This window comes from Streptomyces sp. NPDC088762 (assembly GCF_044750905.1).
GTDB lineage: Bacteria > Actinomycetota > Actinomycetes > Streptomycetales > Streptomycetaceae > Streptomyces.
In genome coordinates this window covers 223,258-241,228 of record NZ_JBIVKT010000012.1, presented here as the reverse complement: position 1 = coordinate 241,228, position 17,971 = coordinate 223,258, and the positions used below count along the sequence as shown (strand labels likewise).

Below are 17,971 nucleotides of genomic sequence, written 5' to 3'. Positions count from 1 at the left end.
TTCTGGCGTTGATTTTTGGCACGCTGTTGAGTTCTCAAGGAACGGACGCTTCCTTCGTACTCACCCTCTCGGGCTTTCCTCCGGGCTTTCGTTCTGTGTTCCCAACTCTACCAGATCATTTCCGCGCCGTTTCCGGTTCGGATTTGAATTCGGTGGCCGTTGGGGGCCTTTGCCTTTCGGCGTTCCACCACATTAGCGCTTATTCCTTGCGGCTCATAATCGAGCCGCCGGCCGGGAATTCGGGCATGCCGAATAGGACCCCGCCAGGGGTAAGTCGTAGGTAGTGGGTTGGCCGCTCCGGGGGTCTGCTGATAGCAGTGCCCCGTTCAAGCGGCTCGGGCTACGTTAGGCGTCCGGCAAGGCCGAGTCAAGTTGAGCGGCGGCGTGGCGCGTGGGCTCGGTAGGGGCTCACCGTCGGGTCGTGCGTGATCCAGAAGCGGTAGGGGTGGGCGGCGCCGGCGCCGCCGACGCCCGTGCGGGGGCCGCTGCTCACCTGGTCGGACGGGGTGGGGGTGCCGGTCAGGAGGGACAGGGGGGAGTCGGGGCCCGCACAGAGGTCGGCGCCGTCGAGGGAGCGGTCCACGTCCAGGGCCGTGGCGAGTCGGGCGGGACCCTTGGCCAGTTCTCGGGGGTATCTGGCGGAAAGTCGGCGTTTGGCAGCCAGGTCGGCGCCCAGCGTGATCTCGCCCGCCCGGATGAGGACACCACTCGCGTGGTCGGGTGGGCCGCACACGAGGTTGAGGCTGAACCACATGCCGTAGATGAAGTAGACGTACGCGTGTCCGGGCGGACCGAACATGGAGGCGTTCCGAGCCGTGCGGCCCCGGTAGGCGTGGGAGCCCGGGTCGGACTCCCCCTCGTACGCCTCCACCTCCGTGATGCGCAGCTCGATGGGGCCCTCCGGGGTGCGGCGGACCAAGGTGCGGCCGAGGAGGTCCGGGGCCACCGTGAGGACCGGGCGGTCGAAGAAGGACCGGGGCAGGGGCGTACGGTCGGGGCGCGCGCTCATCCGGTCGAGCGTAGTGGAACGCGCGCACCTGCAACCGGGGCCTAAGGTTCCGCGTTGGTAAGGGGTAGTCGCACAAGTCTTCAAGGGGAGTCAGAGCATGGGGTTCAGGAAGCTGTTCGCGAGCCTGGGTGCCGGTGGTGCTTCGGTGGACACGATCATCACCGAGCCGAACGTCGTGCCGGGCGGCATCGTCCAGGGCGAGGTCCGGATCCAGGGCGGATCCGTGGAGCAGCAGATCGAGGGGCTGTCCGTCGGGCTCCAGGCGCGGGTGGAGGTGGAGGGCGGCGACCAGGAGTACAAGCAGGACGTGGTCTTCACCAAGCAGCGCCTCGGCGGGGCCTTCCAGGTGCAGGCCGGCGCGCTGCACGTGGTGCCGTTCGGGCTGGAGATCCCGTGGGAGACGCCGATCACCCACTTCGAGGGTCAGCACCTGCACGGGATGAACATCGGGGTCAGCACCGAGCTGGAGATCGCGCGGGCGGTCGACGCGGGTGACCTCGACCCGATCAACGTGCACCCGGTGCCGGCGCAGCAGGCGATCCTCGACGCCTTCCGGCAGCTGGGCTTCACCTTCCGCAGTGCGGACATGGAGCGCGGGCACATCCGCGGGACGCGGCAGACGCTGCCCTTCTACCAGGAGATCGAGTTCCTGCCGCCGTCGCAGTACCGGGGGCTGAACCAGGTCGAGCTCACGTTCGTCTCGGACGGCCGGGAGATGGACGTGGTGCTGGAGATGGACAAGAAGCCGGGGCTGTTCACCGAGGGCAGTGACACCTACCGCTGCTTCCAGGTGGGTCTGCAGTCCTACCAGGGCACGGACTGGGCGGCGTACCTGAACCAGTGGATCGCTTCGGTGGGCTCGCAGCGCAACTGGTTCTGACGCTCGGCGCGGCGCAGAGGGGCCCGGGTCGCAAGCGGTTGCGACCCGGGCCCCTCTGCCGTTCCCGTCGTGGGCGTGCGGTGCGCGCCACGGCGTTTTCCCGGTGCCGCCGATGGCCGCGAACCGTTCGTCTCCCCGGCGTGCGGGGACGCCGTCTGACGGGCCGTCGCCCCCTAGGATCCGGGTGATCAGTGTTCACGTACGCGACAGGAGGTTCCGTGGTGGCCGAGCAGCAGAACAGGGCGCCGCTTCCGCACGATTTCCACCCCGAGGTGCACACCTTCACCGTGACCAGCGCGGACCTCGCGCCGGGTGCCGATCTGGGTCCCGACCAGGTCAAATCGGGCGGGAACCGGTCGCCGCAGCTGCGGTGGGAGGGCTTTCCGGAGGGGACGAAGAGCTTCGCGGTGACGTGCTTCGACCCGGACGCTCCGACGGGCAGCGGGTTCTGGCACTGGGTGCTCTTCGATCTGCCGGTCTCCGTCACCGAGCTGCCGGCCGGGGCGGGCGGCGGGAAGTTCGAGGGGCTGCCCGCCGGGGCCGTGCACGTACGGAACGACTACGGGACCAAGGACTTCGGCGGGGCCGCGCCGCCGGCCGGGGAGCGGCACCGGTACGTCTTCACCGTGTACGCGGTGGACCAGGAGAAGCTGGGTCCCGGTGACGACGTGTCGCCTGCCGTGGTCGGGTTCAATCTCCGCTTCCACACGCTGGGGCGGGCTCAGCTCATCGGCGAGTACGAAGCGCCCGCGCACTGATCTTCTCCGAGCGTTTGCCCGGTCCTGGTCTAAAGAAGGCCTGGACCGGGCATTTTTATTGCGTTGTCCCGCGTGGCGCGCGCGGCCAGAGTGGTTGCGGGCCCTGCCGCCGCTGTGGTCGCGGGCCTGCACACGGGAGGTGGGCGAGATGCGGGACACGCTGGTGCTGAATGCGAGCTTCGAGCCGCTGTCGACGGTGACCTTGAACCGGGCGGTGGTCCTGGTGCTCCAGGACAAGGCCGTCGTCGAACAGTCGCATCCCGATCTGCGTGTGCGCGCGGCCACCATGGATCTTCCGATGCCGCGGGTGATCAGACTCTGCAGGTATGTCCGGGTGCCCTTTCGAAGACATGCTCCCTGGTCGCGGAGGGGGGTGCTGGTCCGCGACCAACACCGGTGCGCGTACTGCGGGAAGCGTGCGACGACCGTGGACCACGTGCTGCCCCGCGCCCAGGGGGGCGGGGACACCTGGCTGAACACGGTGGCCTCCTGCGCCGAGGACAACCACCGCAAGGCGGCGCGGACTCCGGAGGAGGCGGGGATGCCGCTCCTCCGGAAGCCCTTCGTTCCGTCTCCGGCGGACGCGATGCTGCTCGCGCTGGGGGTGGCCGGGCGGGAGGCGCTGCCCGAGTGGCTGGAGCGCTCCGCCTGAGGAGTGCCCGGGCCACCCCTTGGTGCACCGGCGCGCTGGGGCGACGTAGCGTGCGTGATTGCGCTACGTCGTTCAGCGGACCAGCAGCTGGACGATCGCGATGATTCCGACGGTCACGATGACCGCGCGCAGGACGGTCGGCGGGAGGCGGCGGCCGACCTTGGCGCCGATCTGGCCGCCGATGGTGGAGCCGACGGCGATGAGGAGGACGGCCGTCCAGTCGAAGTCGGCGACGAACAGGAAGAAGACGGCGGCGATGCCGTTCACCATGGCCGCGATGACGTTCTTGACGGCGTTGACGCGCTGGAGGTCCTCGCGGAGCAGCAGCCCCATGAGGCCGAGGTAGAGCACGCCCTGGGCGGCGCCGAAGTAGCCTCCGTACGCGCTGGAGAGCAGCATTCCGGAGAGCAGGACCGGGCCGCCGTCGGGGTGGCCGGGCTCGCCGCCCGCGGCTTCCCGGCGCTTGCGCAGGGCGGCGGCGAGCCGCGGCTGGAGGACGACGAGCACGAGGGCGAGTCCGATGAGGACCGGCACGATCGTGTCGAAGGAGTCGGACGGCAGGGTGAGGAGCAGGACGGCGCCCGCGAGCCCGCCGGCGAGGGATACGGCGCCGAGGCGCAGGATGCGGGCGCGCTGCCCCTGGAGCTCCTTGCGGTAGCCGATGGCTCCGCTGATGGAACCGGGCACCAGGCCGAGGGTGTTGGACACGTTGGCGGTGACCGGAGGAAGACCGGTGGCGAGCAGCACCGGGAAGGTGATCAGGGTCCCGGAGCCGACGATGGTGTTGATCGTGCCTGCGCCGATGCCGGCCGTGAAGACGGCGAGTGATTCCCAGATGGACATGGACATGGACGGAGCCATCCCCTTTGCGTGAGTGAGTCGCCTCCCCGCCATGAAGGTCGAGGGGCCTCACTGATCATGCCGGAGGGGACGTCCCGTTCAGTCGATGGGGGGCTGTTCGCGGCGGTCGGCGGCGGGCCTGTCGGCGGCGTTGGCGTTGCCGCCGTTGCCGCCGTCCTTGCCGGGGTTCTGCGGGTTGAATCCCGAACCGCCGCCGAGGGGGCCGAAGTTGCCCATGGCGCCGGAGAGGCCCTTGAGCGCGTCCCCGATCTCGCTGGGCACGATCCAGAGCTTGTTGGCGTCGCCTTCGGCGATCTTCGGGAGCATCTGGAGGTACTGGTAGGCGAGGAGCTTCTGGTCGGCGTCGCCGGCGTGGATGGACTCGAACACCGTACGGATGGCCTGGGCCTCGCCCTCGGCGCGCAGGGCGGCGGCCTTGGCCTCACCTTCGGCGCGGAGGATGGAGGACTGCTTCTCGCCCTCGGCGCGCAGGATCTCGGACTGCCGGACACCCTCGGCCTGGAGGATCGCGGCGCGCTTGTCGCGGTCGGCGCGCATCTGCTTCTCCATCGAGTCCTGGATGGAGGTCGGCGGCTCGATGGCCTTGAGCTCGACGCGGTTGACGCGGATGCCCCACTTGCCGGTGGCCTCGTCGAGCACGCCGCGCAGGGCGGCGTTGATCTCCTCGCGGGAGGTGAGGGTCCGTTCCAGGTCCATGCCGCCGATGATGTTGCGCAGCGTGGTGACGGTGAGCTGCTCGATGGCCTGGATGTAGCTGGCCACCTCGTACGTCGCGGCGCGGGCGTCGGTCACCTGGTAGTAGATGACGGTGTCGATGTTGACGACCAGGTTGTCCTGGGTGATGACCGGCTGCGGCGGGAAGGGGACGACCTGCTCGCGGAGGTCGATCCGGTTGCGGATCGAGTCGATGAACGGGACGACGATGTTGAGGCCCGCGTTGAGGGTGCGGGTGTAGCGGCCGAACCGCTCGACGATGGCGGCGCTGGCCTGCGGGATCACCTGGATCGTCTTGACCAGTGCGATGAAGACCAGAACCACCAGAATGATCAGGACGATGATGATCGGTTGCATGCGGTTCCCCGTGCCCTTCCGGCTGTCTGTGCTGCCCCGTTGAACGGAGTCTCGCAGACCGGGGGCCCGCGAGCAGGCTGCTTGTCACATGACGACGGCGGTGGCCCCGTCGATCTCCACGACGTCGACGGACTGGCCGGGCTCGAAGCTGCTGTGCGCGTCGAGGGTGCGTGCGGACCAGATCTCGCCGGCGAGCTTGATGCGGCCGCCGCTGCTGTCGACGCGTTCGAGGACGACGGCGCTTCTGCCGCGCAACGCGTCGATTCCGCTGCGGTGTTGGGGCCGCTGGTCGCGGTGCCGGTTGGCGATCGGCCGGACGACGGCGATGAGCGCGACCGACACGATCACGAAGACCAGGATCTGGGCGACGACTCCCCCGCCGAGGGCCGCCGTGACGGCGGCCGCCACCGCGCCGATGGCGAACATGCCGAACTCCGGCATGGCGGTCAGGACGAGGGGGATGCCCAGTCCGACCGCGCCGATGAGCCACCACACCCATGCGTCGATGTCCACATGGTCATGGTAGGTCGGGTGGGCGCGGTCGGGACAGGGTGCGACCGCCAGTTGGCGTTGCCGTTGCCGTTCCGGTCCTAGCGGAGCGGGAGGCCCTGGGCGGTCCAGCGGTCGTGGTCGTTGCGCTCGACGACCAGCGGGAGGCCGAAGCAGAGCGAGAGGTTGCGGGAGGTCAGTTCGAGTTCGATGGGGCCCGAGGTGACCACCTTGCCCTGGCGGATCATCAGGACGTGGGTGAAGCCGGGGGCGATCTCCTCGACGTGGTGCGTGACCATGACCATGGAGGGGGCGAGCGGGTCGCGGGCCAGGCGGCCGAGGCGGCGTACGAGGTCCTCGCGGCCGCCGAGGTCCAGGCCGGCGGCGGGCTCGTCGAGGAGCAGCAGCTCGGGGTCGGTCATCAGGGCGCGGGCGATCAGGGTGCGCTTGCGCTCGCCCTCGGAGAGGGTGCCGAACTTGCGGTCGAGGTAGTCGGACATTCCGAGGCGGTCGAGGAACGCCCGGGCGCGCTGCTCGTCGACGTCCTCGTACTCCTCCTGCCAGGTCGCGGTCATGCCGTAGGCGGCGGTGAGCACGGTCTGCAGGACGGTCTGCCGCTTGGGCAGCTTGTCGGCCAGCGCGATGCCGGCGACGCCGATGCGCGGGCGCAGCTCGAAGACGTCGCTGCCGGGCTTGCCCAGGGTGCTGCCGAGGATGGTGGCGTCGCCCTTGGTGGGGAAGAGGTAGCTGGAGGCGAGGTTCAGCAGCGTGGTCTTGCCGGCGCCGTTGGGGCCGAGGATCACCCAGCGCTCCCCCTCCTTCACCGACCAGGAGACCTGGTCCACCAGAGCCCGGCCCTCGCGGACCACGGATACGTCCACCAGCTCCAGAACATCGCTCATGAGCGTGTTGTCACCCCTTGCAGTCACGGTTCTCTGTGCGCGCCTGTGGACGCGGCCCCAGAGGAAAACCTACGCCACTCGGGGAGCGGTCCGGGGCCGGGGCCGGGTCACGGCTCGGGTCCGTAGAGTTGGAGGATGCTTTTCGAACCACGTTCAGGGCGGCTGGCCGCCTGGGGGAACGCGCTGCTGGCCGGTCTGGTCTCGCCCGACGAGGCCGTGTTGTCGATCGTGGGCGAGGACGCCGTGCACCGGGTGGAGGGGCTGCCCGGGGAGCCGGGTCCGGTGGGGCTCACGCTGGCGCTGGGGCGGCTGCGGGCGCTGGGGGTGACCGGGCTGCGGGTGGCGCTGCCGGCGCCGGGGCACCCGCTGGGGCTGAGCGGGCCGCCGGAGTTCAACGCGCGGGCGCTGGAGGCCGAGGAGGCGGTGGTCGCGGTGGGCGCGGCGGTGGGGCTGGTGCCGGAGGTTTCCGAGGCGGGGCCGGCCGGGGACGTGCACGTGTCGGTGACCTGGCACTGCCTGCCGGTACGGGAGGCTCCGCCGGCGGACGTTCCCTCGCTCGGCGAGGCGGAGCGGGAGCTGGCAGAGGCGCTGCGGGAGGCGACGGTGGTGCTGACCCGGCTGGACGTGGCGGGGTCGGGTCCGGCGGCGGAGGCGGCGCTGTCCGCGTACCGGGCGCGGGCGGAGGCGGGGCGGGAGGCCCTGGCGCCGGGGTATCCGCCGCGGGCGGTGCGGGTGCTGGCGCTGGCGCAGCGTGTGGGCCTGATGGTGTCGCTGGCGTACGAGAACGGGCACGGCGGGGCGGTGGCGGCGTCGGAGATGGCGGCGCGGGCGGAGGCGTTGCGGCCGGTGGAGCGGGTGGCGCGGCGGGCGCTGGTCGCCGCGTACAACTCTGCCGTTGAGGCGCGCGCGTAACCTTCCTCCGGCCCGGTGGGCCGCCCCGACTGCCGGGGCTCCGCCCCAGGCCCGGCCGGGCGGGGCCGATGCCCCGGTCGGGGCCCGTTCCTGGGGGCTCTGCCCCCAGACCCCCGCGCCTCAAACGCCGGCGGGGCTGGATGTGCCCCCTCTGGTTGCGTCCGCGCGGCCTCAAGACCGGGGCTCCGCCACGGACCCCGCGCCTCAAACGCCGGCGAGGCTGGATGTGCCCCCGCTGGTTGTGTCCGCGCGGCATGACGTCGGCGGCACTGGGTTTGGTGCCGGTCCCGCGGGTGACGAGTACGGCACGGCCCCGCTTCCCGGGGAGAGGGGGGAAGCGGGGCCGGAGCGGTGCGAGGGGCGCGATCAGGCGTTGACGCCGGTGTTGCCCCAGGCTCCGTTCAGCAGGCCGATCACGGTGACGGCGTTGCCGACCGCGTTGACCGGGACGTGCACGGGAGCCTGGATCAGGTTCCCGGAGGCCACGCCGGGCGAGTTCAGGGCCTCGCCCTCCGCCGACGCACCGCCGTGCGCCGAGGAGACACCGGCGCCGGCGGCCACGAGGCCGCCCGCGATCATGGTGACGGCTGCGGCCTTCTTGAAGTTCTTCACGTTCTCGTCCTCCAGTACGTCTGCCGCGACCAGCCGCCGCGGCACGTCATCAAGAACGCTCATCGGACGAACGGGATGCGCCATGTGGGCGACATACACCCGACCGTATGAATTCCAGGTCGGAAGGAAACGCTCCGTTCAGTCTGTGATTCCGTGCCTGACCGCCCACAACGCCGCCTGCGTCCGGTCCGAGAGGTCCAGCTTCATCAGGATGTTCGAGACGTGGGTCTTGACCGTCTTCTCCGACAGGACCAGGGCCCGGGCGATCTCCCGGTTGGAGCGGCCGTCCGCGATCAGGCCGAGGACCTCGCGCTCCCGGTCGGTCAGCGAACCGCCGCGGCCGGCCGACGGGGTCTGCTCCTCCTGCGCGAGCAGGGTCGAGGCCACCTCCGGCTGGAGGAGGACGTGGCCGGCGTGGACGGAGCGGATGGCTCCGGCCAGGGCGTCGGGGTCGATGTCCTTGTAGACGTATCCCGCCGCGCCGGCGCGCAGGGCGGGGACGACCGTCCGCTGTTCCGTGAAGCTGGTGACGATCAGGACCCGGGCCGGGTTCGCCCGTTCCCGCAGCCTGCGCAGGGCTTCGATGCCGTCGGTGCCCGGCATCTTGACGTCCATGAGGATCACGTCGGGCCCCAGTTCTTCGGCGCGGGCGATGCCCTCCTCGCCGTCGGAGGCCTCTCCGACCACCTCGATGTCGTCCTGTACCTCCAGGAAGGTGCGCAGCCCCCGGCGGACCACCTGGTGGTCGTCGACCAGCAGGACGCGGATGCGGCGGGCGTCGTCGTCAGCCACCGGGGACCTCCATCTCGATCGTGGTGCCCTTGCCGGGCTCCGAGTGCACGGTGAGCCGGCCGCCGACCCCGCTCGCGCGGTCCCGCATCGACACCAGGCCCAGGTGCCGGCCCGCGCGGCGGACCGACCTGGGGTCGAAGCCCTTGCCGGAGTCGGTGACCCTGAGGACCGCTCCCCCGCCCCCGGCCCGCGCCAGCGTGACCTCGACGCGGTCGGCGCCCGAGTGGCGCAGGGCGTTGTGCAGGGCCTCCTGGGCCACGCGCAGGAGGGCTTCCTCCTGGGTCGCCGGGAGGGCCCGTACGCCGTCACAGGTGAAGGTGACGTGCGCGGTGTGCGCGCGGTCGAGCACGTGGACGTGTGTCCGGAGGGTGGCGACCAGGCCGTCCTCGTCCAGGGCGGCCGGGCGGAGTTCCGTCACGGCGGCGCGCAGTTCGTCGGCGGCCTCGGCGGCCAGGGCGGCCACCTGCTGGAGCTCGCCCTTGGCGCGGGCCGGGTCGCGGTCCACGAGGGCGGCGGCGGCCTGGGCGGTGAGGCGGAGCGAGAAGAGCTTCTGGCTGACGGCGTCGTGCAGCTCGTGGGCGAGGCGGGACCGCTCCTCGGCGATGGTGAGCTCGCGGCTGCGCTCGTAGAGGCGGGCGTTGGTGAGGGCGATGGCCGCGTGCTGGGCGAGGAGGGAGAGGAGTTCCTCGTCCTCGTCGGTGAAGCCGTGCCCGCTGCCGGGGGCGCTCCTCTTGTTGGCGAGGAAGAGGGCGCCGAGGATCTCCTCTCCGTCCCGTACGGGCAGGCCGAGGAAGTCGGACATCTCCGGGTGGGCGGACGGCCAGCCCTCGAAGCGCGGGTCCTGTCGTACGTCGGCCAGCCGCTGCGGGCCGTCCTGGTGGAGCATCGCGGCGAGGATGCCGTGCTGGCGGGGCAGGGGGCCGATGGCTCGCCACTGCTCCGCGCTCACGCCGTCCACGACGAACTGGGCGAAGCCGCCGTGGTCGTCCGGGACGCCCAGGGCCGCGTACTCGGCGTCCAGGAGCTCGCGGGCCGACACGACGATCGTGCGGAGGACGTCGCGAACCTCCAGGCGGCGGCTCATGGCGAGCAGGGCGGTGCTCACGGCGGCCAGGCCGCTGCGGGGTGCGCCGTACATGGGGCTACCGGTCATGACCTCACCGTACCCGCGGCTCTGACCTGCGGGATCGGGCCGTGGGCGTAGGTCCAAGGGACCTGCGGGGGTGGGGCTCGCGGCCGACGCGGCGGTGGGGTCGGGTTCCTAGCGTGGGGGCATCGGGTCCCGCGGGGACGGAAGACGAGAAGACAAAAGGGGTGCGGTCATGTCGGTGGCTTTGGTGACGGGGGCCTCGCGGGGGCTGGGGCGGGCCCTGGCCGGGGAGCTGGCGGCGCGCGGCTGGGACCTGGTGCTGAGTGCGCGGGGCGCGCCGGCGCTGGAGGAGGTGGCGGCGGGGCTGGCCGGGGCCGCGGGGGGCCGGGTCGTGGCGGTGGCGGGGGACGTGTCCTCGGGGGCGCACCGGGCGGCGCTGGTGGCGGCGGCGCGGGAGCTGGGCGGGCTGGACCTGCTGGTGAACAACGCGGGGGTGCTGGGGGCGGAGCCGCTGGTGCCGCTGGCGGTCCACGACCTGGCAGGGCTGCGCGAGGCGTTCGAGGTGAATGTGGTGATGGCGGCGGCCGAACCCGGGGAGGACCTCGCGGGGCTGCCGGCGCCGGAGGAGGTGGCCCCGGCGCTGCTGCGGCTGGTGGCGGAACGGCTGCCGAGCGGCCGGTACACGGCCGAGCGCCTGGCGGCGGGCCGGACCGGCGAGGCCGGTGGCGGCGGGCCGGGTGCGGGGGCCGGCGCGGTGGGGGCCGGCGCGGTGGGGGCCGGCGCGGTGGGGGCCGGGGACTCGGGACGCGCGGGTGTGGGATCCGGTGCGGCTGGTCCCGCAGGCGCGGGGGCCGCAGCAGCGGGGGCCGGGGCAGCGGGGGCCGGGGCAGCGGGGTCTGCGGGTGAAGCCGTGGGTTCGGGTATGGGGGGCGGGCGGTGACGGGGCGGCCTGTGCTGTCGGAGAGGGGACTGTATATACCGGACATTCCGCCGGATCTTGTGGCCCGGGTGCCCGCCGAGCAGCGCGGGCCGGGGCGGGGGCGGGACTCCGTGCGGCTGCTGGTGTCGCGGGGCGCCGAGGAGGTGTCGCTGCACGCCTTCCGGGAGCTGCCGGAGCTGCTGCGCGCGGGGGACGTCCTGGTGGTCAACACCTCGGCGACGCTGGCGGCGGCCGTGGACGCCCGGCTGGGCCGGGAGGACGTGGTCGTGCACTTCTCGACCCGCGGGGACGACGGGCGCTGGGCGGTGGAGCTGCGGGACCCGGCCGGGCGGGGGACGGACCCGGCCACGGGCCGGCGGGCCCGCGGGGGCCCTCGTAGGGCTGCCGGGCGGGCAGGGTCTCGTACTGGAGGAGCCGCTGTCCGCGGGGACGGACCGGCTGTGGTGGGCGCGGCCCTCGCCGCCGCTGGAGGCGGCGGGCGTACCGGCGCTGCTCCGGGCGCACGGCCGGCCGATCCGGTACGCGTACACGGAGCGGGACCAGCCGCTGTCGGCCTACCAGACGGTGTTCGCGGTGCCGGCCGCCGACGGGGCGGGCTCGGCGGAGATGCCGAGCGCCGGGCGGCCCTTCACCGCGGAGCTGGTGGCGCGGCTGGTGAGCCGGGGGGTGCAGTTCGCCCCGGTGACCCTGCATACGGGGGTGGCCTCGCAGGAGGCGCACGAGCCGCCGTATCCCGAGCGGTACGAGGTGCCCGCGACGACGGCGTGGCTGGTGAACGCCGCGAGGTCGGCGGGCGGCAGGGTGATCGCGGTGGGGACGACGGCGGTGCGGGCGCTGGAGTCGGCCGCGGACGGGACCGGGGTGGTGCGGGCGGCCGGCGGCTGGACGGACCTGGTGGTGACGCCCGAGCGAGGGGTACGGGTCGTGGACGGGCTGCTGACCGGCCTGCACGAGCCGGAGGCGTCCCATCTGCTGATGCTGGAGGCGGTCGCGGGGCGGGCTGCACTGCGGCTCGGGTACGCGGAGGCGGTGGCCCGGCTCTGCCTTTGGCACGAGTTCGGGGACGTCCATCTGCTACTCAAGGATGAGAACCGTTACTCAACGCATTGCAGGCGCAACGGACGGTGAAACTGTTACGCGCCCGATGTGAGCCCGCACATAGGACCCACGTCACTTACGAAGGAGCTTAGTGGACGGGTAAAGGTCCTGTCAGCGCGGTTCCGCCTAGCGCCGAGGCCGGAAATCCGGCCTCGGCGCCCTTCCCTGATCCACTAAGCCGGATCGTACGTCACACCTTTGCCACAACTTTTTGCCGCCGCTAAGAATTGCTCTCGCCGCACAGCGCCGCTGATCCCCGGATCTTGGCGGCGCTTTCCTGCGGCCCCCGCTATTCGAAGAGGTTGCCCCGCCATGTCTGCTTCCAGCACTCCCGGTCACAGTCGTCTGACGAAGGCACACAAGCTGTCCATCGCCGGTGTCGCGACGTTCAGCGCCGCCGCGCTCGCCTTCTCCCTCGTCCCGGCCGACGCCGCCGAGGCCGAGACCGTCGCCGTCGCCCCCGTCGCCTGGACCAAGGTCGTCGACGGCGCGCAGACGAAGGCCGTGCAGCAGCACCTCTCCGTGCAGCAGGTCGTCGCCGACAAGGCCGCGAAGGACGCCGCCAAGGCCAAGGCCGAGGCCGAGGCCGCCGCGAAGAAGAGCCGCGAGGCCAAGGAGGCCGCGAGCCGTTCCGCCGCCCGCACCCCCGTCTTCGCGAACAACCTCGACGGCTGGATCAAGGAAGCGCTCTTCATCATGAAGCGCGAGGGCATCCCGGGCACCTACGCCGGCATCCACCGCAACATCATGCGCGAGTCCAGCGGCAACCCGATGGCGATCAACAACTGGGACATCAACGCCCAGAACGGCATCCCCAGCAAGGGTCTGCTCCAGGTCATCTACCCGACCTTCAAGGCGTACCACGTCAAGGGCACCAAGTTCGACCAGTACGACCCGGTCGCGAACATCGTCGCCGCCTGCAACTACGCGGCCGACCGCTACGGCTCGATGGACAACGTCAACAGCGCCTACTAAGCGCGCGGACCTTTCCGTCCCCCCACGCGCCTCAGGGCGGCCCCCGGTACTCCGGGTGCCGCCCTGAGGCGTTTCGCGTGCGCGTACGTACGGGTGACCGTACGGGGTGTTACTTGCCGGCCCGCATGACCTCGGGCTCGTGGCGGCGCAGCAGGCGCTGGACCGCGAAGCCGCAGGCGATGCCGAGGAGCAGCAGGATGGTGATGTTCAGGCTCCACTGGCCGACCGTGGCGTCCCAGAGCGGGTCGGTGTTGGTCGGGTTCTCGGCGTCCCACGGCGGCATGAGCTTGCCGAGGTTCAGCGTGGTGCCGGCCGCGGCGATGGCCCAGCGGGACGGCATCAGCCAGGCGAACTGCTCCAGGCCCGGGGAGTCGTAGACCTGGAAGAGGATGCCGGTGAACACGACCTGGACGATCGCGAACATGACCAGCAGCGGCATGGTCTTCTCGGCGGTCTTCACCAGCGAGGAGATCACCAGGCCGAACATCATCGAGGTGAAGCCGAGCGCGATGACCGACAGGCAGATCTCGACGGCCGGCGGCATGATCAGGCCCTCGGTCGGCAGGTCCCGGGGGAAGAAGCCGATGGCGCAGATGATCACGCCCTGGATGGCCGTGATGACGCCGAGGACGATCACCTTCGACATGAGGTACGCGGACCGGTACAGGCCGGTCGCGCGTTCGCGCTCGTAGATCACCCGTTCCTTGATCAGCTCACGGACCGAGTTGGCGGCGCCGGAGAAGCACATGCCGACCGCGAGGATCAGCATGATCGTGCCGGCGTCGCCGTTGAAGCGGGACGGCGCGACCGGCGGGGCGAGGCCGAACTTCGCGGGGATCACCGTGGAGACCACGCCCAGGACGGCGGGCAGCAGCACCATCAGGGCCAGGAAGCCCACGTCCGAGGCGATCACCGAGACGTAGCGGCGGATCAGCGTCCACAGCTGCGAGCCCCAGCCCTGCGCCTTCGGCGGCATCATCTGCTGCGACGGCACGGCGACGGCCTGCGGGGCGACCGAGTCGAGGTCGGCGGCGTACAGCTGGTAGTGCTGGGAGCCCTTCCAGCGGCCGGCCCAGTCGTAGTCGCGGTAGTTCTCGAAGGCCGAGAAGACGTCCGCCCAGGTGGTGTAGCCGAAGAAGTTCAGCGCCTCGTCCGGCGGACCGAAGTACGCGACCGAGCCGCCCGGGGCCATGACCAGCAGCTTGTCGCACAGGGACAGCTCGGCGACGGAGTGGGTGACGACGAGGACCGTACGGCCGTCGTCGGCGAGGCCGCGCAGCAGCTGCATGACGTCGCGGTCCATGCCCGGGTCGAGGCCGGAGGTGGGCTCGTCCAGGAAGATCAGGGACGGCTTGGTGAGCAGCTCCAGGGCCACGGACACGCGCTTGCGCTGACCACCCGAGAGCGAGGTGATCTTCTTGTCCTTGTGGATGTCGAGCTTGAGCTCGCGCAGCACCTCGTCGATGCGGGCGGCTCGCTCGGACTCGGCGGTGTCGCCGGGGAAGCGGAGCTTGGCCGCGTACTTGAGCGCGGTGCTGACCTTCAGCTCCTTGTGCAGGATGTCGTCCTGCGGGACCAGGCCGATGCGCTGGCGGAGCTCCGCGAACTGCTTGTACAGGTTGCGGTTGTCGTACAGGACGTCGCCCTGGTTGGCAGGCCGGTAGCCGGTCAGCGCCTTGAGGAGGGTCGACTTTCCGGAGCCGGACGGGCCGATCACGCCGATCAGCGACTTCTCCGGGACGCCGAAGGTGACGTCCTTGAGGATCTGCTTGCCGCCGTCGACGGTGACGGTGAGGTGGCGGGCCGAGAAGGAGACCTCGCCGGTGTCGACGAACTCCTCGAGGCGGTCGCCGACGATGCGGAACGTCGAGTGGCCGACGCCGACGATGTCGTTCGGGCCGAGCAGCGCGGTGCCGGACTTGGCCAGCGGCTGGCCGTTGACGTAGGTGCCGTTGTGGCTGCCGAGGTCGTGGATCTCGAAGCGGCCGCCGGGCATCGAGCGGAACTCGGCGTGGTGGCGGGAGACTTGGAGGTCGGAGACGACCAGCTCGTTCTCCAGCGCACGGCCGATCCGCATGACGTGGCCCAGCGAGAGCTGGTGGAACGTCGTCGGGCTGCGGTCGCCTCCGTAGCCGGGGGCGGCTCCCTGCGCCGGGCGGGAGGCGGCGGGGCCGCCGCCCTGCTGGTGCGGGAGGTGCGGCTGCGGCTGCTGCGCGTGCTGCTGCTGCGGGTGGTGCTGCTGCTGTTCCCAGGCCTGCTGCTGCGGGGCCTGGTAGGCCGGGGCCGCCGCCTGCGGGTGCTGCGGCTGCGCGTAGGCCTGGGCCGGGGCCTGCTGGGCCACGGCCGGCTGGGGCGCCGCGGCGGCGACGGGGTTCAGCCGCGGGCCGTCGGTGGCGTTGCCCAGGTGGACCGGCGTGCCGGGCACGAGTTCGGCCTGCTGGACCCGAGCGCCGTGCACGTAGGTGCCGTTGGTGCTGCCGTGGTCTTCGATGCCCCAACCACGGCCGTTCCAGCTGATGGTGGCGTGTCGCCACGACACCCGGGCGTCATCGATCACCACATCTCCCTGGGGGTCGCGCCCCAGCGAGTACGACCTGGACGGATCGAGCGTCCAGGTCCTTCCGTTCAATTCCAGTACGAGTTCCGGCACTCCAGCCCCACTTAAGTCCCCCGAGAATCCCCCATGACGTCAGGGAGTCTAGGGATGGCGAACATCCGGGGGAACTATTTCAGGCCCACAGCCGTATGTGGAATCCGGGCCTTGCGGAGGCGTCTGCGACGGCCTGTTGGCGGGGTCGAAAGCCACCCGGAGGGTGAGATACGGGACTTCTCGTCCGGCCGGCTCGGGCCGCACGCCGTTGTTTCGGGCCGCACGCCGTTGTTGCCGCTGCGCGGGGCCGGTCCCCTACCCGCCCTTCCACCGTTCCTCCCCCGGCTACCGCTGGGAGGTGCCCCCAGGGGCTCCGCCCCAGACCCCGCGCCTCGAACGCCGGCGGGGCCGCAACGCCGGCAGCGGCGCCGCAGACGCACAGGGGTGCGGAGGCGGGGCCGCCGGTGGAGGGGCGTTCGACACATGGGACGGGGGTCCTGGTCGGGGGGTGGGGAAGATACGGTGAGAGCACCATGAGCGCATCGCAGACCTCCGACGTCCCCACCCTCCTCGTCAAGATCTTCGGCAAGGACCGTCCCGGGATCACCGCCGGGCTGTTCGACACCCTCGCCGCCTACTCCGTCGACGTCGTCGACATCGAGCAGGTCGTCACCCGTGGCCGCATCGTCCTGTGCGCCCTCGTCACCAAGCCCACCGCCGGCTCCGAAGGCGAGCTGCGGGCCACCGTCCACAGCTGGGCCGAGTCCCTGAAGCTGCAGGCGGAGATCCTCTCCGGTACCGGTGACAACCGGCCGCGCGGGAGTGGCCGCTCCCACGTCACCGTGCTCGGGCACCCCCTCACCGCCGAGTCCACGGCCGCCATCGCCGCCCGGATCACCGCGACCGGCGGCAACATCGACCGCATCTTCCGGCTGGCGAAGTATCCGGTGACGGCGGTGGAATTCGCCGTCTCCGGTGTGGAGACCGAGCCGCTGCGCACCGCGCTGGCCACCGCCGCCTCGCACATCGGCGTCGACGTGGCCGTGGTCTCGGCCGGACTGCACCGCCGGGCCCAGCGGCTCGTCGTGATGGACGTGGACTCGACCCTGATCCAGGACGAGGTCATCGAGCTGTTCGCCGCGCACGCCGGCTGCGAGGCCGAGGTCGCCGAGGTCACCGAGCGCGCCATGCGCGGCGAGCTGGACTTCGAGCAGTCGCTGCACGCCCGCGTGGCGCTGCTGGCCGGGCTGGACGCCTCCGTCGTGGACAAGGTGCGCACCGAGGTGCAGCTGACGCCGGGCGCCCGGACCTTGATCCGTACGCTCAAGCGGCTCGGCTACCAGGTGGGTGTGGTCTCCGGCGGTTTCACCCAGGTCACGGACGACCTCCGCGAGCGGCTGGGGCTGGACTTCGCCTCCGCCAACACCCTGGAGATCGTCGACGGGAAGCTGACCGGCCGGGTCACCGGGGAGATCGTGGACCGGGCGGGCAAGGCACGGCTGCTGCGCCGTTTCGCCGCGGAGGCCGACGTACCGCTGTCCCAGACGGTGGCCATCGGCGACGGTGCCAACGACCTGGACATGCTGAACGCGGCCGGCCTGGGCGTGGCCTTCAACGCCAAGCCGGTGGTCCGCGAGGCCGCCCACACGGCGGTGAACGTGCCGTTCCTGGACGCGGTGCTGTACCTGCTCGGGATCACCCGCGAGGAGATCGAGGCCGCCGACCTCGCCTGATCCGTCCGTACGACGAGGGAGGGCCCCGGCTGCCGGGGCCCTCCTGCGGTCAGTGCTCCTTGGGGGTCCAGAAGTCGAGCAGCGTGCCCACGCCGTGCTCCAGGGACTTCCACGAGCCGGTGAAGGAGACGACGGCGAGGGCCGCGGTCGGGAATCCGGTACGGGTCATCCGTGCGAGGGTGTCTCCCTCGGCGCGCCCGGCCAGGGCGTCGGCCAAGGCGTGCATGCCGGGGTTGTGGCCGATGACGAGGAGGTTGTCGACCTCGTCGGAGGTCTCGTTCAGCAGGGCGATGAGCTCGCCCAGCGAGGCGTCGTAGAGCCGCTCCTCGTACGAGGTCTTCGGCCGGTGCGGCAGCGCCTGGACGGCCAGCTTCCATGTCTCGCGGGTGCGGGCGGCGGTGGAGCAGAGGGCCAGGTCGAAGGCGATGCCGGTTTCGGCGAGCTTCAGACCGACGGCCGGTGCGTCATTGCGGCCGCGTTCCGCCAGCGGGCGGTCGTGGTCGGACACCTGAGGCCAGTCGGCCTTGGCGTGCCGGAGGAGGGCGATCCTGCGGGGTGTGTCGGCGCTCATGGCTCCCAGCTTCGCATGAAACGAGCCACGGGGCGC

At 71.5% G+C, this 17,971-nt stretch carries 16 protein-coding genes and 2 pseudogenes; 8 read left to right on the top strand and 10 right to left on the bottom strand.

The window, feature by feature from the left end; translation table 11 throughout:
• Positions 1-367 precede the first annotated feature (367 nt).
• Positions 368-1,009, bottom strand: coding sequence for a DNA-3-methyladenine glycosylase (locus tag ACIP5M_RS25750; RefSeq protein WP_401201139.1), 642 nt, complete (start codon positions 1,007-1,009; stop codon positions 368-370).
• 97 nt (positions 1,010-1,106) lie between these two features.
• On the opposite strand from ACIP5M_RS25750, the gene ACIP5M_RS25745 reads away from it, so the two are divergent.
• The 3 genes from ACIP5M_RS25745 to ACIP5M_RS25735 all read left to right on the top strand — a co-directional run bounded on the left by ACIP5M_RS25745 (position 1,107) and on the right by ACIP5M_RS25735 (position 3,299).
• The gene (locus ACIP5M_RS25745) at positions 1,107-1,889 is read left to right on the top strand and encodes a sporulation protein (RefSeq protein ID WP_401201136.1); all 783 of its coding nucleotides are present in this window, start codon (positions 1,107-1,109) and stop codon (positions 1,887-1,889) included.
• Between the two features lie 221 nt (positions 1,890-2,110).
• A complete protein-coding gene (locus tag ACIP5M_RS25740) occupies positions 2,111-2,647 on the top strand; it encodes a YbhB/YbcL family Raf kinase inhibitor-like protein (RefSeq protein WP_401201133.1) in 537 nt (178 codons plus the stop codon).
• 148 nt (positions 2,648-2,795) lie between these two features.
• The gene (locus ACIP5M_RS25735) at positions 2,796-3,299 is read left to right on the top strand and encodes an HNH endonuclease (RefSeq protein ID WP_215011623.1); all 504 of its coding nucleotides are present in this window, start codon (positions 2,796-2,798) and stop codon (positions 3,297-3,299) included.
• Between the two features lie 72 nt (positions 3,300-3,371).
• Here the strand turns inward: ACIP5M_RS25735 and ACIP5M_RS25730 are convergent, their stop codons facing one another.
• From ACIP5M_RS25730 to ACIP5M_RS25715, 4 genes are all read right to left on the bottom strand, one after another.
• On the bottom strand, positions 3,372-4,142 hold the full coding sequence (locus ACIP5M_RS25730) for a sulfite exporter TauE/SafE family protein (RefSeq protein WP_401201181.1): 771 nt from the start codon (positions 4,140-4,142) through the stop codon (positions 3,372-3,374).
• Between the two features lie 96 nt (positions 4,143-4,238).
• Positions 4,239-5,231 carry an SPFH domain-containing protein gene (locus ACIP5M_RS25725; protein ID WP_401201130.1) on the bottom strand — a complete coding sequence of 331 codons (993 nt, stop codon included), beginning with the start codon at positions 5,229-5,231 and terminating at the stop codon, positions 4,239-4,241.
• A gap of 84 nt (positions 5,232-5,315) precedes the next feature.
• Entirely contained in the window at positions 5,316-5,744 is a 429-nt protein-coding gene (locus ACIP5M_RS25720; RefSeq protein ID WP_401201127.1) for an NfeD family protein, read from the bottom strand.
• 77 nt (positions 5,745-5,821) lie between these two features.
• Positions 5,822-6,622, bottom strand: a complete 801-nt coding sequence (locus tag ACIP5M_RS25715; protein WP_401201125.1) for an ABC transporter ATP-binding protein — start codon at positions 6,620-6,622, stop codon at positions 5,822-5,824.
• Positions 6,623-6,757: 135 nt separating this feature from the next.
• Here ACIP5M_RS25715 and ACIP5M_RS25710 point away from each other — a divergent pair, with 135 nt between their 5' ends.
• Complete coding sequence (locus ACIP5M_RS25710; RefSeq protein ID WP_401201123.1) at positions 6,758-7,534, top strand: hypothetical protein; 777 nt, start codon at positions 6,758-6,760, stop codon at positions 7,532-7,534.
• Between the two features lie 366 nt (positions 7,535-7,900).
• Here ACIP5M_RS25710 and ACIP5M_RS25705 read toward each other — a convergent pair whose 3' ends face one another.
• The 3 genes from ACIP5M_RS25705 to ACIP5M_RS25695 form a co-directional block, all read right to left on the bottom strand.
• Positions 7,901-8,146, bottom strand: coding sequence for a chaplin (locus tag ACIP5M_RS25705; protein WP_401201179.1), 246 nt, complete (start codon positions 8,144-8,146; stop codon positions 7,901-7,903).
• A gap of 138 nt (positions 8,147-8,284) precedes the next feature.
• Positions 8,285-8,938: a response regulator gene (locus ACIP5M_RS25700; RefSeq protein ID WP_401201121.1), complete on the bottom strand. Its 654-nt coding sequence runs from the start codon at positions 8,936-8,938 to the stop codon at positions 8,285-8,287.
• Positions 8,931-10,076 (bottom strand): GAF domain-containing sensor histidine kinase, encoded by a 1,146-nt coding sequence (locus tag ACIP5M_RS25695; RefSeq protein ID WP_401201176.1) that lies wholly within the window; start codon positions 10,074-10,076, stop codon positions 8,931-8,933. Before ACIP5M_RS25695 ends, ACIP5M_RS25700 begins: the two co-directional genes overlap by 8 nt.
• A 184-nt stretch (positions 10,077-10,260) precedes the next feature.
• On the opposite strand from ACIP5M_RS25695, the pseudogene ACIP5M_RS25690 reads away from it, so the two are divergent.
• The 3 genes and pseudogenes from ACIP5M_RS25690 to ACIP5M_RS25680 form a co-directional block, all read left to right on the top strand.
• Positions 10,261-10,737 (top strand): annotated as a pseudogene (locus tag ACIP5M_RS25690) (SDR family NAD(P)-dependent oxidoreductase); the annotation flags it as partial.
• 275 nt (positions 10,738-11,012) lie between these two features.
• Positions 11,013-12,096: pseudogene (locus tag ACIP5M_RS25685) on the top strand (S-adenosylmethionine:tRNA ribosyltransferase-isomerase).
• A 282-nt stretch (positions 12,097-12,378) separates the two neighbouring features.
• Positions 12,379-13,041 carry a transglycosylase SLT domain-containing protein gene (locus ACIP5M_RS25680; RefSeq protein WP_401201119.1) on the top strand — a complete coding sequence of 221 codons (663 nt, stop codon included), beginning with the start codon at positions 12,379-12,381 and terminating at the stop codon, positions 13,039-13,041.
• 109 nt (positions 13,042-13,150) lie between these two features.
• Here the strand turns inward: ACIP5M_RS25680 and ACIP5M_RS25675 are convergent, their stop codons facing one another.
• Complete coding sequence (locus tag ACIP5M_RS25675; RefSeq protein WP_401201174.1) at positions 13,151-15,670, bottom strand: FHA domain-containing protein; 2,520 nt, start codon at positions 15,668-15,670, stop codon at positions 13,151-13,153.
• Positions 15,671-16,164: 494 nt separating this feature from the next.
• Here ACIP5M_RS25675 and serB point away from each other — a divergent pair, with 494 nt between their 5' ends.
• The gene (gene serB, locus ACIP5M_RS25670; RefSeq protein WP_401201116.1) at positions 16,165-17,364 is read left to right on the top strand and encodes a phosphoserine phosphatase SerB; all 1,200 of its coding nucleotides are present in this window, start codon (positions 16,165-16,167) and stop codon (positions 17,362-17,364) included.
• A 49-nt stretch (positions 17,365-17,413) separates the two neighbouring features.
• Here the strand turns inward: serB and ACIP5M_RS25665 are convergent, their stop codons facing one another.
• The gene (locus tag ACIP5M_RS25665) at positions 17,414-17,935 is read right to left on the bottom strand and encodes a SixA phosphatase family protein (RefSeq protein ID WP_401201113.1); all 522 of its coding nucleotides are present in this window, start codon (positions 17,933-17,935) and stop codon (positions 17,414-17,416) included.
• Positions 17,936-17,971 lie beyond the last annotated feature (36 nt).